The following is a 14,368-nucleotide window of genomic DNA, read 5'->3' as shown; positions in this document are numbered from 1 at the left end:
TTTAGATCGCCCGGCCACCGGATCCGGGAAATTGAATGCCTATTGCGCGCGCAGATAAACGCCGTAGAGAACGGCGGAGCCCATCGCAATGGCGATGACTGTCACAAAGACCGTGAGAATGATCAGCACGACCTTAAAAAAAGCGCGCCAGGTCCCATCCGGATTGCAGAGCGGCAACAGATTGTTGGCAAGACCGGCAATCACCACCAAAACACAACCGACACTAAAGAGGGTCAGGCTGAAAGGTTGGAAGATCATAATCAACGCAACGAGGCCCAGCGCGATAATGCTGTTCTCGACCAGACGCGCATTTGCCGATCCCATGAGTTTCGGCTGATTGTTCATCATCGCACTGCCAGTCCCTTGCCATCGAAAATATGCGTTTGCGACAGATCGCAAGCCAGATGAAGCACCTCGCCAATGATCACTTTTATATGGCGTGGCACAACAACGCGAAGGTCTTGGTCGCTCTCGTCACGGACGTGGACAAGGGTCTCCGCCCCCATGGGTTCAATCAATTCCACCTGACCCGTCAAACTGTGTTGGTTCGGGCTGTCGACCGGCTCCAGTGCGCGTGGTCGCACCCCTAGAGTTAGAGTTTCCCCCTGCATATTCGAAACAGCAGAGGGCACCGGGATAGTCACGCGTTCAGCACTGAGTTCAATGGTTGCCATATCACCGGACAAAGAAGAAAAGCGGCCCTCGAAGAGATTCATCTTGGGGCTGCCGATAAACCCGGCGACAAAGATATTACGCGGCTTGGAGAAAACCTCGTGCGGCGTGCCGATCTGTTCGATCATGCCGTCACGCATAATCGCGATACGGTTCGCCATGGTGAGCGCCTCAAGCTGGTCGTGTGTGACGATCACCGTCGCTTTTGACAGACCCGACAAAACCTCCTTTATCTGACCGCGCATGGAATGGCGCAACTCCACATCCAGGCGCGATAGAGGTTCATCGAAAAGGAAGCAATTCGGATCGCGCACGATGGCCCGCGCCACGGCGGCGCGCTGTTTTTCCCCTTCGGATACCTGCCCGGGTAATCTGTCGAGCACGTCGTCGAGCTGCAGAATTCCCGCCACGCGTGCCACCTCCCGGCGCCGTTCGGCGGCGGACAAGCCCGCACGAAACAGCGGCATCTCGATGTTGCCACCGATTGAGACAGAGGGATAGAGCGCGTAAAACTGGAACACCATCGCAATATCGCGTTTTTCCGGCGAGATTTTATTCATGAGTTTACCGCCGATCCGCACTTCGCCCTCGGTCACGGACTCAAGGCCGGCGATCATGCGCAACGTCGTGGTTTTGCCGCAGCCCGAGGGTCCGAGCAGGCAGACGACTTCGCCTTGCCCTACGCTCAGGTCTACGTCGCGAACAGCCGTAAAGCTGCCGAAGTTTTTTGTGAGGCTGGTGGCTTCGATGGTCGACATGGCGCTACCTCTTGACCGTGCCGAAGGTAACACCGCGCAGAAGATGGTTTTGCAGGATGAAGGTCACGACAATGACAGGGATGAGAAAGAGAGTTTCGATTGCAGCCAAGAGTCCCCAGCGCACGCCGATATCCCCGCCGATCGTCTGTGCCATGGCAACCGGTACGGTTCTGGTGTCGACACCGGTCAGCAGCAGCGCGAATAGGAACTCGTTCCAAGTCAGTATGAGGCCGAAGACGGCTGTAGCGGCAAGACCGGCTTTCACTTGCGGCAGACAGATCTTGAAAAACACCCGCCGGTCAGAAGATCCGTCGATCCTTGCCGCATCTTCAACATCTGGCGAGAGCTCATCGAAAAAACTCTTCATCATCCAGACCGTGAAGGGCAGGTTGAAGGCGGTATAAAGCAGGATGACGCCAATGTAGGTGCCGGATAGCCCCGCGACGCGAAACATCAGGAATATGGGGATGATCACTACAATGGCAGGCAGCATGCGGGTGGTAAGAATAATAAAGAGGTATGTGTCGTTACCACGCAGCGGATAACGCGAAAAACCGAAGGCCGCGAGGGTTCCGATAGCCAGTGCCAGAAACACGCTGGTTCCGGCGATGAAGACAGAGTTGAAAAAATAGAGCGCGAAACCGGTATCCTGAGCCACTGCTCCTGCCGAATAAGCCCGGCTGAAGACTGAAACGAAATTCTCGAGGGTAGGGGTAAAGATAAATTTTGGCGGGATCGCAAGCGCATCATTATGAGTCTTGAAAGCGGTGAGGATGATCCAGAGGACGGGGAAAAAGTACACAAAGCTGATGACACCGGCGAAGAGGGTTCGGCCCCAGCCGGCGTTACCGACACCCGAATGGACTTTCAGTCCGAGCCGGTCTGCCAAGGATTTTTTTTCTGTGTCCGCCATAGCCGTGTCTTCCTTAAGTCCGGTTTCGTTTGTTGGCGAAGTAGAGATAGAGGTTGGTCAGAACGATCACCGTGAAGAGCAGGATGTAGGCCAGTGCCGCCGACTCGCTGGTTTTGAAATACTGGAAGGAGACTCTGTAGACATAGACAGCAATCGTCTCAGTCGACGTGCCAGGCCCGCCCTCGGTCAGCAGAAAGACGACGTCGAACAGCTTGAAGGCCTCGATGGTGCGAAACAGCAGCGCCAGCATGAGCAGGCTGCGTACGTAGGGAAATGTAATGCTCCAGAAACGCCGCCAGTGAGAGATGCGGTCAATGGAAGCGGCTTCGTAGAGATACTTCGGCACGCTCACCAGACCGGCCAACACCAACAACATCACGAAGGGCGACCACATCCAGGCATCGGCAAAGACAATGCCGGCGGTGGCCCCGGCAGCCGACTGCAGCAACACGTAGGGTTCACCGGTAAAGACCCGCACGGCTTGCGACACAAGACCGAACGTGGGTTCATAATAGTAACGGAAGAAGGCACCCACAGCGACGAACGACAGCATCATCGGAGTCAGTACCAGGATCAGCAAAACCCGCCGCAGGGGAAACTGCTTGGCAAAGAGCATGGCCAGTAAGAACCCGATGACCATCTGCAGGCTCACAGTCAGGACGACCATCTTTGCAGTGACCTGCAGCCGGTCCCAGACCACCGGATCGCTCAGAACTTTTTCGTAGTAATGCAGTCCTGCGAAACGCGGCGGTGCCAGACGATTTGCGCGATAGTGAAAAAAACTTAACCCAAACGACCAGAGCAGCGGAAAAATGTTCATGCAGAACAGCAGGGCGATGGCCGGCGCCACCAGCAGTCCGCCGGCATGCCTTCCCCAGGCGTACGCCACAAAGAGAAAAGCCGAAAAGGCTGAAACCGCTCCGGACACCCAGAAAGATACAGACGGCGGCAGAAAGGTGATCGCAAGAGCAGAAACAATCAGCGCGGCAGGGACCGAAGCAAATGCTACCCGGAGGGGATAGACTACCCAGACTTTCATCATAATGCGGTCACTGCCCCGTGCTGCGCAGAAGCGTCAAGCGGAAGGTTGGCTTGTTTCGACGAACCGGACACTCTGATCCCTGAACCCCAGTCCGCCGAAGGGTGGAGATCGAGAAGCGTGGCTGGACAGCCGGACTGTCCAGCCACGCCCTCCCAATGAACCCTATTCGATGTGTCCGGCTTCCAGCAGAAGCTCTTCCTGGAACTTCGCGATGGCATCGAGTGCCGTCTTGGCGTCCTGCTGACCGGTGATAGCCTTGTCGAATTCTTCTTGCTGCTGAACGAGTAGCTCAAAGAACTCGGGAATATGCCAGATATCCTGCTGATTACTGATGGATGCACCAAAGGCATGGTTCCAAGGGCGGAAAGTATTGTAGGACGCATCGCCATAAACTGACTTCAGGCCACTCTGTCCTCCTGCCTTGGCGAAAGCCACTTGGGTCTCGGGCGAAAGCCACCACTTCACGAACTCAAGCGCTTCGGTGTTGGTGTTTTCATCGTTCCAGGTCATCAGGACGAAAGGCTGTCCGCCAATATTATAGGTCCGGTCGATGCTGCCGTCCGACTTCTTCAGGCCGGCGGCCATCGCAAAGTTCACCTTGTCGGAGACTTTAGAAGTCTTGGCATCGATGGAGCTTTCCGCAAAGCCGATCCAGTTGATCATGTAGGCGACTTTGCCCTCGCGGAAGAGTTCATCCTGCTTGAAGATGTCCATGGTCCCGGTCTTGACCACCGGCGGCATGTACTGCAGCAGCGAGAGATAGTGCTCGAAGCCTTTGACGGCTTCCGGCGAATTGACCACACCCTCGGCTTTGCCTGTCGGGGCCTTGGTCTCATCCCAGATGTCGCCGCCGTGCTGCCAGATCATGCTGGCGATCTGCATGGTGGAGAAGTCATAGCCTTTCCCGGCCTGGTAAGCGATACCGTAGAAGTCGTCATCCAGCGCGGCACCAGAGAGGTTTTCGCCTTTCTTACGGCCGAAGAACTCGCCGAACTTCTGGACCATATCCCAATCGGCATTATTCATTTCTTCCGGTGTGCAAGGCAGATCAGCATTGTACTTGGCCTTGAAGGCCGCCGCCTCACCTGCGTCACAAAAGATGTCGCTGCGGTAGTAGGCCACCAGCACGTCCGGCATCTGTGGGAAACCGTAGTAGTTCTTTGATTTGTGCGGGTAGGTCGAATAAGCGTCCACGAGCGCCGGGTTCAGGCCGTCCATGATCGTTTGCAACTCGGGGTCCGCCTCAATGGCGTCATTTAGCTTTTGATAGTAGCCGCCCTCGATGAAAGCTCCGAGCCACTGGCTATCGGATACTGCCATGTTGTAACGCTTCTCGCCCGAGGTCAGCGAACCGGAAAGCCGGGTGTAGTAGTCGGGCCAGGGAATGAAGTCGGGTTCCAAGGTGACGTTATTGCCGCTCTTGGCTTTGTAACCCTTATCGAAAAGGTCTTTCATGATGCGGGTCGGCGGCCAGTCCGGCACTGCCATGCGCAAGACTATATCTTCGGCAAGAACCGGTGCAGCCGTAAAGAGACCGGCAGACAAAATGGCTGCTGCGGCACTCCCACATACTGCAGCCCTTAGGGTGTTCCCGTGTTTCATCACTTTTCCTCCCTCAATTTATTATCGTTTAAACAGCCTCTCGCAATGGATCTGCGAGGTTTCTCACGTCATATGCAGACCACTCTCAGCATCGAAAACATGAAGTCTTGCCGGATCGAAGGCGAACGACAGCTCAGACCCCGGTTGCAGAGACAAGGCCTCCGCCTCACGGACAACGATCTTGAGGCGTTGGTCCGCCGCATCCACATCCACAATCGTGATGTCTCCAAGCGGTTCCAGTAGGCGCACCCGACCTGCAATGCCCTCCTGCTGCGCAGAATTGATTCTGATATCGGCAGGCCGGATGCCGATTTTCAATTCGTCTGTCCCAGACGGAAGAGCGACTCCTGACAAAGGAAAATTGCCGAAAGGCGCATTGATGGAAACCCCATCGGACCCCGCTCTGGCACCGATCACATTCATAGTCGGCGAGCCTATTTTCTGCGCGACGTAGAGATCTTTCGGAGTCAGGTAGAGTTCATCGGGCGTGCCGGTCTGCACCACGTGTCCTTCTCGCATCACCGCGATCTCTTCTCCCATGGAGAGAGCTTCCAGCTCGTCGGGTGTCGCATAGACAATAGTAATCCCAAACTGGCGATGTAGGCGCTTTATCTCCGTGCGCATATCATCACGCAGCTTGGCGTCCAAATTGGTCAAAGGCTCGTCAAGCAGCAGGATATCGGGTCGCCGGATCAAGGATCGCCCGAGCGCCACCCGTTGCTGTTCGCCACCGGAAAGAGTTTCCGGCTTATTGTCGAGCCGATGGCCGAGGCTCAGAATCTGCGCGATCTCATCGATCCGCTTGGCGATGTCAGCCGCACTCGTTCCGGCCTCCTTCAAAGGATAGGCAAAATTCTCCCGCACCGTCAGATGCGGATAGAGTGCGAAAGACTGGAACACCATGGAGACGTTCCGTCCTGCAATTGGCGCCTGGGTGAAGTCACGGCCATTGATCTCAAGCTTCCCTTCCTGGGGTCGCTCGAGACCGGCAATGGTCCGCAATGTGGTCGTCTTGCCGACGGAACTCGGCCCGAACACCACGAACAGACGCCCGCGCTGAACCTCGAAAGACATCTGGTCCAACGCGACAACACTTCCAAACCGCTTGGTAATCGAATCGAGGCGGACGGCGATGTCGCCTGACTCCGCCGTCATGCCCCGAACCTCTTCATCAATCCGTGGACAGAGATCATTCCGCAGCAACCTGGCCGACATGTGCAGACGATGCCGGATCCTTGTGAAAGGCGCCGTCCTTCATGATTCCGGTCAGATTTTCAGCGTTCTGCAAGATGGTGACGTCCTTTGAGGGATCGCCGTCAACCAGCAGCAAGTCCGCAAAATAACCTTCCTTGACCAGTCCCACGTCCCAATCAACCAGCTCACCGCCCAGCTTGGTTGCTGCAGTGATCGCCTCCAGCGGTGTGAAGTCGAGCAGATTGACGAAGTGTTCCAGGTCACGGGCGTTGGTGCCGATCGGGTTCCAGGCAAAGCCGTAGTCGCCGCCAGGCAATATCCGAAGGCCGCGTTTTTTCAGCTTCTTCATGTTTTCGACACAGCTTTCGAGCTCGCGCGCAAAATAGATCGCGACCGGTGTGTCCTTCGTGACTCCCCAAGCCGCCCCCTCGCCCATGGATGTCGCGTACATGATACCAACCGCCGGGCCGACGAAGACGTCGTCCTTGCGGGCCTCGAGCATGTCCAAAGCTTCTTCGTCGGCGAGGGTCGCGTGATAGATCACGTCCACCCCATTGCGTGCACACATTTTAACAGACTCCGCGGAACGGGCGTGCCCGGCAACCATCTTGCCGCGGGAGCGGCCAACTTCGCAGACGGCGGCGACCTCAGCTTCGTTCATAACGGTCTGATGGGCGCGGGCAAAGGGAATGAATTCATCGCCCGAAGGGTTGATCTTTAAGGTGTCTACGCCTTCACGACACATTTCGCGCGCCGTACGTAGGAACTCGTCTGCACCGTCACAGCAAATTGCGAACGTTTCGCGGTACATATGAGCCCGGCGGACGTCGCCTAGACCACCGGTGACGGTCAACTCGGGGCTCGCCGCCCGCAGGCGCGGTCCCGGAATGTCGCCATCGTCAATGGCATTGCGAATGACTACATCCAGCCGCGCCTTGGCGGCGGCGGCGCTGAAGATGGCCGTGAAGCCCTGATCAAGCATCTTCTTGGCGTACTTCATGGTCAGGAGTGTGTGTTCCTCGGGCGGAATATCTCCGAGGCCTTCCAAATTCGGCGTATCGCAGAAGCTGATGTGGCCATGAGACTCGATCAGACCAGGCATCAGGGTCTTTCCACCACCGTTAACCACACTCGCCCCTTCGTGAGACAGTGATGCATCGCCCCGGGCGATCTTTTTAATTCGGTTTCCTTCAATCAGGACTTCGGCGGGAAAGGGCGCAGCGCCGGATCCATCAATGACCTGGACGTTGCTGAAAAGCGTCGTACCCAAGATATCTCCTCCCAGTTGCACGGGCGAACTCCAAAGCGCTCTAGAGCACTTTGGGCCACCTCATTTTCACCCCCCTGTCGGCGCACACCCGGTGTTCGGGCAGGACCCGGTTCTGGAGTCACAACAATGTATACATTAATCTTAGCAGTTTTTTGCCGTGATTTCCCCTTTTTCCTTGCGGGAATCCGCACAACGGGTTTCTCCGATCAGCTTTGAGACGCAAAATCAGCTACTTGCCAGATGGCCAATGAGGGACACGATTCCAACGATGTGGTTCGACGCCGACTTCCGCAGGCGGGAAGAGGTCCTCGGTCAATATCCGCTTATCTCTGGGCCAGGCATCGAGAGTCAGGGCGTTTCCCTCGGTCAAATCGGTGTCGACGCCGCGCCGATCGAAAATCTCGCGAATGCGCGCGCGCATGCCCGCAGGAAGCGCGCCAACATCCGGGTGATACCAAAGCGTGATCAGGCTGCGTTCATTGACAGATTGATTGGCGTGGGCGGAATGCAGCAGCCGGGCGTCGCCGACAACAAGATCACCAGCACGAACCGGCACAGCAACCTCGCCAGCTTGTGACCCGTACAGCGGATGATCCGGATCCTCAACCCGCGAGAGGGCTGGATCATGCGCCTAGATCGCCTCGTGCAGACTGTGCCGCCGGCGGTGACTGCCGGGAAGAATCCGAAGACAGCCGTTTTGCGGCGTCGTATCCGTCAGATAATACATGAAAAAGACCTGGGCGATCTGATCGCTATAGGACAGAGGGTCATCCCAACCCCACCAGTCTTGATGCCAGAACAGCGCTGGACCGCCTGGCGGCTTACTGATCAGATAGCCTGAGCTGAAACAGGGATTAGCGAATCCCAGGCTTCTGAATACTTCTCGGGCCGAGGCGTTGCCGATCAAGTCGGCATAACCGGGATGGTCGGAGATATTGATCAGACTGCCCTGGGATTTATTTTCTTTGCGATGCGCACTTGAGACGCGCTGCAGTGCCGCGTCCGAAACACGGCGCACCTGCTCGAGCTGGCACTGATCCAGGAGAGACTCGAATGTACAGTAACCGTCGGTCAGGAGCCGTTCACGTGCCGGGTTCATCACTCCCTTTCTTTCTGCCAAGGGCGGCGGCTCTCAGTGCCGTACATCGACAAAGGTCGTCCGGTAGAGTAATCGGCGTACCCCGTCATAGTCATTCACGGCGTAATGGAGGGTCATGCGATTGTCCCACACGGCAACAGCGCCGGGAGACCAGCGCAGGCGACAGCAAAACTCCGGGCGGATGCAATGCTTGTAAATTGCCTCAAGCAAGGGCGCGCTTTCCGCATCACTCATGCCGTCGAAGCGGGTCGTGTAAATCGGATTGAGGAACAGCGCTTTGCGTCCGCTGTGAGGATGTTCGATCACCGCAGGATGGTGTATCTCCCGGTCTGCATCGGGATCTCCCCGAGTCATCCTGATTGAGCTGGCTGCCCGGCTTTCTTTGGGCGGCGCGTACTTGACCCCATAGGGCTTGCCCACGTGAATGGCGTCGCGTCCCTCGACGATCTTTCGCAAGTCGGCGGGCAACGCCTCGTAGGCGGAAGCTTGGTTTGCCCAGAGCGTGTCGCCGCCGTAATCCGGCACCTCGACCGCGTTCAGCACCGAGCCGGAGGGCGGCCGTTCCAGAAAGCTGAAATCAGAATGCCATTCACCGCCAAAAACACCGACATTGTGTTCGCTCGCCTCCTTGAGCACGGCGATCACGTCCGGATCGTCGTTGGTTGGCTCTACGTACGGCAGGCGCATAACTTCGCCGAAAACTTCGGTCAGCCGTTTCTGAGCAGAGATGTCGAGAAACTGGTCCCTAAATACGATAATCAGATGACGCCAAAGTGCCACGCGCAGGGCTTTGGCAACCCTGTCTGAAATCGGCAGGTTCAAATCGACCCCGGTGATCTCGGCGCCGATCGCCCCGGTGAGCGGCTTCACATCAAACATCTGATCAGCTCAAAATTTTCGCCGTCCTCATGAACTCCAACGTGTGCTCAAGGTCAACAACACCTGCGTCCGACCCTAAACCCGTCGCGACCAATCCGGAGGTCGCTGTGCCCAAACGGCAGGCCTCTTCCAGATTATAACCCATGGCAAGACCCGCGATGAAACCGCCGCAGTAACTGTCGCCACATCCAGTTGTGTCCGAGACCTCGACCTGAAACGCCGGAACCACGAATTCACCATCCGCAGTGCTGATATAGGAACCCTTTTCGCCCCATTTAAAGATGCAAGCGGCAGCGCCCATGCCTTTGAAAAAGCGCGCAGCTTCAGGAGGCGTATCAAAGCCCGAGAGGAAGACCGCTTCCTCGAACGACGGCATAAAGTAATCGACGTGCGGCAGCAGGTCTTTCAAGAGTCCCACGGTTTGTTCGTTAGGCGCGATGAGATCGAAGGTGGTGGTCAGACCTCGTGCTTTGGCATGTGCAAGAAGCTTCGCGCTCTGCCCCTGGTCCATGGCATCAAGCAGCCCAGTGCCGCCGTGGTGCATAAACCTGGCATCACAGACGTTATCGAACTGATCTTCGGCAATAAAAAGCTTGTCCGACGCGCCGCGGCAGTGCAGCGCGGGCCGGTCGCCGTTTAGACGGATGGTAAGGATGGTAGCGGACGTCAGAGCCTCGTCGCTACGCTGTATCAGTGAACAGTCGATCCCCATACGCTCGTAAAAATCGACGATGAAATCGCCCTTTTCGTCTGTGCCGACGCAGGCAGAAGTGGTACAGGAAATCCCCAGCTTTGAGGCATTCATCACAGCGCCCGACGCCGTACCCGCAGGGTTCATCCGTATCTCATCGATGAAGGCGACCCCGCCACCCTCGGGAATGGACTCTACCGGCCGGCCCGCAATATCCAGAATGGTCAGCCCGACAAAGACCGCATCGAAATTCACCATCGTCTAACCCCTCTTCACACCGCCTACAGCGTCGTTTTGCATTTTACGATATGGTAAAGGGACATCGGGCTTTGACAAGCCCATGCGGAACACGGAGGTCAGCTCACTTCATTCAAGTAACGATACTTATCCGTCACGGCACGATGAATTGCCCAGATAACCGGCGCGCCGGTCTGCTCGAACGCCACTTCGTCGATGACCAGAATTGCGCCCGGCATGGCCACGTCGATCAAGCGGCAATCCTCTACCGTCGCCAACTCCGCCCCCAGAGATTCGCGCACCGCAGACACCCGAATACCGTATTCCTCCAGCAGATAGAGATAGAGCCGGTCTGGGATGTCATCGATCTTCAAATCAGGCACCTGTTCGGCAGGTAGCACCATGACATCGTGCATGACCGCCCGACCGCCGACAGTTCTCACGCGTTCGACCCTGATGATGGGATCCTGCGGATTGAGAGCCAGGCGCTCGGCTTCACTTGCATCTGCCAGGCGGCGCTCGGCCTTCTTGATCTCGACCGAAGAGTTCATCAAGGATCCATCAAGTCCATGCAGCCGAAAGTACTGGAAGAAAAACCGCAGAGAATGATGCGGTGAGCGGCCGGTTACGACGGTGCCGGTCTTTCGGCGCCGCATTAAAAGCCCCTCGGCAGTCAGGTCCGCTAGTGCCCGCCGGGCCGTCCCAACGGCGACGCCAAAACGCCGCGCCAGCTCGGTTTCGCTTGGCAGCACCGTTCCGGGCAGCCATTCACCCAGCAGGATCAATTCGGATATATGACGTTTGACCTGCTCGTACAGAGGCACAGCAGCGAGACCCGGGATCTCCCCTCTACTCGGCTTAGACATCGACCTTTTCACCGCTTTGAACAACCTTCCATACAACGCTCCAGCCGGGTCAGAGTCACACCAAGACTCAACCGGCATCTGATTCCACCACGCTCTATCGGACTTGACTCTACTCCACAATCCGATACTTTTCTATATAGTTTATAGAAAACGGAATTGGCGCACGAAGCCAATCGACCCTGGGAGGCCACAGGTATGGCCGAAAAAGCGATTAATCCCAATGCAGGTTGCGCAGGCGCCTTTGTGCCGGCTCTTGAACGCCTGAGCGAACTGCAGCCAGAGATGCTCGACGATCTCAGTCGTTTGATCGCGACGGAGACAAGTTTCCCACCGGGTAATGGCTACCCGGCCTTTGCCCAGCTAGCCGAAAACCTGGTCTCTCCACTGGGCTTCACCTGCGAACGCATAAACGTTCCGCCTGAGCTCTGGAGCGCCCCGGGGGCTTTTGGAGAAAGAACGAATGTCATCGCAGTACGAGACAGCGGAAAACCAAAACTGGCGATTTACTTTCACGTCGATACCGTTCCACCGGGCGATGGCTGGACGCATCCGCCCCTTGAACTGACACGGATCGGCGACAGACTTTTCGGCCGGGGCACGGCAGACATGAAGGGCACCATCGCAGCCGTTCTTGCCGCGTTGCGAGCCTTGGACGCAGCCGGTGAGGAATTGGCCTACGACCCTGTTCTCTTGTTCTGCACCGACGAAGAAGGCGGTCTTTACCCGGGTGTTCGCTACATCGCGGAACAAGGAAAGTTATCGGGTCATTTGCTGTGTCTGAACGGCGGCGCTGTACCACGGATCTATGGTGGCAGTTTCGGCAGTATGGATTTTCGACTCAGTTTTTTTGGACGAAGTGCACATTCCGGCGATCCGGTTGGCGGGATCAATGCTTTGGAGGAGGCTTTGGCCGTCCTCACCGCCCTGACCAAACTGAAAAGCAGCGTCGAAACACGCAAGTCCCAGATACCATCACCGCCTCACCTCGAAGATCGGCCGCTCCATGCACGCCTGACCCTGACGGCGGCATCGGCGGGCTCGAAAGGTTCGGCACTGCCCGGTCAATTCCACCTCATCGTCAATCGCCGTTACACACCTGAAGAAAATGCGGAGAAGGTCGAGGAGGAAATCCGGAACACCGTCGCGCAAGCCGTTGCCGGAACCCGCCTCCTCGGGCACGACATTACTCTCACTGGTCACCTCGCTCCGGTTTCAGATCCAACCGGCCCCCATGGATTGCGCTGGCAGCAAGCGTTGTCAGAAGGCTTCGGTTGGGCCATGACCGATTTTCGAACCTACGGATCCTCGACCAGTTCCGATTTAGGATGGGTCCAAAAGACGGGACAGAAAGAAATTCTGCTCGGCGGTCTCTCCCGCCCTGACCGAAACGTTCATGCCGCCGACGAACATACGACGCTTTCGGATCTCATGGGATTGGCAAGAGCCATCCTGTTCTATCTGAGCGCGGGATTTGAAAGCGACCAGATCAATAAAGAATAATCGTCATAACCGAACATACAGAAGGAGGCTCTTATGAAAACGAAATCACTCCCTTTGAATAGACGCCTGTTCTTGAAAACCTCGGCAGCGCTGCCGTTTCTGAGCGCATCTGTAGGCTTGTCGTCAAGCAAGGCGTTTGCAGCGTCCAAGGGCGGCACACTGAACGTCAGTGTCAATCGTGCGCCCGGCAAACTGAACCCTTTCCTGCACCGTCTAAATTCGGAATATCTACTCGGAGAATTGCTCTACAGCGGTTTGACCAGGCTGGGGCAAGACATGTCCCCACAGCCGGATCTCGCTGAATCCTGGACACCGAGCGCAGACCTGACCGAATGGACCTTTACCCTGCGTGCCGGCGCCACATTCCATAACGGTAAAGCCGTCGTTGCCGCAGACGCGGTCGCATCCCTGAACCGGGTTCTGGATAAAGCGACCGGATCACCGGGACGGCGCAATCTCGGTCCGATCGAATCCGTTTCCGAGGGTTCCGACGGTACGGTCGTGATCAAGACCAGCCTGCCCTACGGTGACTTACCCGTCGCTCTCGCCTATTCAACGGCCAAAATCGTGCCAGCCGAGATCGCGTCGGGCGACCTTGCGCCTTTGGATCAACAGGCTATCGGCACTGGCCCCTTCAAACTGGTCAGCTACGAGCCGGACCGCCTGACGGTGGTAGAGGCCAACCCGGATTATTTCATCGAGGGCCTACCCTATCTGGATAAAATCAATCTGATGGTCTTTCCAGACGCAACTGCTGAGATGGCGGCCTTGATCGCCGGTGAAGTCGATCTCTCTCTCGAGGTGCCGCCCGCCGACTTCACCCGCGTCGGTGCTGCCACAGGTGTGGTCGGTTTGCGGACTCCCTCGGGACGCTTCATCGACATCGTCATGGCGAACGACAAGCCGCCATTCAACGATCTGCGGGTTCGCGAAGCTCTCTCATTGAGTCTTGACCGGCAGGCCATGATCGACCTGGTGGCCGAAGGTTTCGGCAGCCCCGGCAACGATACGCCAATCAACGCCGCCTATCGCTACTACGGCGATGCGCCCGTCAAAAAACGCGACATCGCAAGGGCCAAGCAGCTGTTGGCCGAGGCCGGCTATCCGGACGGCCTGAAGACGACACTCGTCGCTTCGGTTAAGCCAGGCTACCGCAAGACTCTGGCCGTCGTGGTGCGTGAAATGGCTAAGGAAGCCGGCTTCGACATCGAAGTCAAAACCATGGCTCACAGCACCTATCTGGATCAGGTCTGGAAGAAGGGTGATTTCTATGTTGGCTTCTACAACATGCAGCCAACCGAAGACGCCGTCTTTAAACTGCTGTTCACTTCGGATGCTGCCTGGAACGAAACCCGCTGGAACAACGGCGACTTCGACCAGTTGGTCGAAAAGGCCCGCACCACAGTGGATATCGCGGAACGGGCAAAACTCTATGCCTCGGCTCAGGAGAAAATGCGGGCAGACATCCCCGCGCTGGTTCCGGTCTTCTTCGATCTCCTGGCCGCCCATCGTGACTACGTGGAGAACTATCAACTGCACCCCAGAGGCGCGACCTTCAGCCTCGAAAAGGTCTCACTGGGTGCAGGCGCGCCGCAACGCGGCTGACCCTTAGAGTAGTTCGCTCTGGGCTATCGTTGAGGGGGAC

At 57.0% G+C, this 14,368-nt stretch carries 12 protein-coding genes and 1 pseudogene; 2 read left to right on the top strand and 11 right to left on the bottom strand.

From position 1 onward, the window contains the following. Nucleotides 1-39: 39 nt before the first annotated feature. The 11 genes and pseudogenes from QMZ18_RS04845 to QMZ18_RS04795 form a co-directional block, all read right to left on the bottom strand. Nucleotides 40-348: a hypothetical protein gene (locus QMZ18_RS04845; protein WP_282605092.1), complete on the bottom strand. Its 309-nt coding sequence runs from the start codon at nt 346-348 to the stop codon at nt 40-42. Further along, nucleotides 345-1,430 (bottom strand): ABC transporter ATP-binding protein, encoded by a 1,086-nt coding sequence (locus tag QMZ18_RS04840; protein WP_282605091.1) that lies wholly within the window; start codon nt 1,428-1,430, stop codon nt 345-347. Before QMZ18_RS04840 ends, QMZ18_RS04845 begins: the two co-directional genes overlap by 4 nt. Before the next feature lie 4 nt (nt 1,431-1,434). Further along, complete coding sequence (locus QMZ18_RS04835; protein WP_282605090.1) at nt 1,435-2,343, bottom strand: carbohydrate ABC transporter permease; 909 nt, start codon at nt 2,341-2,343, stop codon at nt 1,435-1,437. Between the two features lie 13 nt (nt 2,344-2,356). After that, nucleotides 2,357-3,385 (bottom strand): carbohydrate ABC transporter permease, encoded by a 1,029-nt coding sequence (locus tag QMZ18_RS04830; protein ID WP_282605089.1) that lies wholly within the window; start codon nt 3,383-3,385, stop codon nt 2,357-2,359. Between the two features lie 162 nt (nt 3,386-3,547). Then, the gene (locus QMZ18_RS04825) at nt 3,548-4,987 is read right to left on the bottom strand and encodes an extracellular solute-binding protein (protein WP_282605088.1); all 1,440 of its coding nucleotides are present in this window, start codon (nt 4,985-4,987) and stop codon (nt 3,548-3,550) included. A gap of 63 nt (nt 4,988-5,050) precedes the next feature. Next, nucleotides 5,051-6,142, bottom strand: coding sequence for an ABC transporter ATP-binding protein (locus tag QMZ18_RS04820; protein WP_282605087.1), 1,092 nt, complete (start codon nt 6,140-6,142; stop codon nt 5,051-5,053). Nucleotides 6,143-6,176: 34 nt separating this feature from the next. Next, nucleotides 6,177-7,451, bottom strand: coding sequence for an amidohydrolase family protein (locus tag QMZ18_RS04815; RefSeq protein WP_282605086.1), 1,275 nt, complete (start codon nt 7,449-7,451; stop codon nt 6,177-6,179). Between the two features lie 229 nt (nt 7,452-7,680). Beyond that, nucleotides 7,681-8,550 (bottom strand): annotated as a pseudogene (locus QMZ18_RS04810) (phytanoyl-CoA dioxygenase family protein). A gap of 33 nt (nt 8,551-8,583) precedes the next feature. Next, nucleotides 8,584-9,429 carry a TauD/TfdA family dioxygenase gene (locus tag QMZ18_RS04805; RefSeq protein ID WP_282605085.1) on the bottom strand — a complete coding sequence of 282 codons (846 nt, stop codon included), beginning with the start codon at nt 9,427-9,429 and terminating at the stop codon, nt 8,584-8,586. 4 nt (nt 9,430-9,433) lie between these two features. After that, entirely contained in the window at nt 9,434-10,378 is a 945-nt protein-coding gene (locus tag QMZ18_RS04800) for a carbohydrate kinase family protein (RefSeq protein WP_282605084.1), read from the bottom strand. A 98-nt stretch (nt 10,379-10,476) separates the two neighbouring features. Further along, a complete protein-coding gene (locus tag QMZ18_RS04795) occupies nt 10,477-11,223 on the bottom strand; it encodes a GntR family transcriptional regulator (RefSeq protein WP_282605083.1) in 747 nt (248 codons plus the stop codon). A 195-nt stretch (nt 11,224-11,418) separates the two neighbouring features. Here QMZ18_RS04795 and QMZ18_RS04790 point away from each other — a divergent pair, with 195 nt between their 5' ends. Together QMZ18_RS04790 and QMZ18_RS04785 are read left to right on the top strand one after the other, a co-directional pair. Continuing rightward, nucleotides 11,419-12,723 (top strand): M20 family metallopeptidase, encoded by a 1,305-nt coding sequence (locus tag QMZ18_RS04790; protein ID WP_282605082.1) that lies wholly within the window; start codon nt 11,419-11,421, stop codon nt 12,721-12,723. 33 nt (nt 12,724-12,756) lie between these two features. Beyond that, nucleotides 12,757-14,328 (top strand): ABC transporter substrate-binding protein, encoded by a 1,572-nt coding sequence (locus QMZ18_RS04785; protein ID WP_282605081.1) that lies wholly within the window; start codon nt 12,757-12,759, stop codon nt 14,326-14,328. The last annotated feature ends 40 nt before the right edge of the window (nt 14,329-14,368 follow it).

It is taken from the genome of Pelagibius sp. Alg239-R121, assembly GCF_947331435.1.
GTDB lineage: Bacteria > Pseudomonadota > Alphaproteobacteria > Kiloniellales > Kiloniellaceae > Denitrobaculum.
The sequence above is the reverse complement of the archived record's forward strand: the minus strand, read 5'-3'. Positions and strand labels throughout refer to the sequence as shown.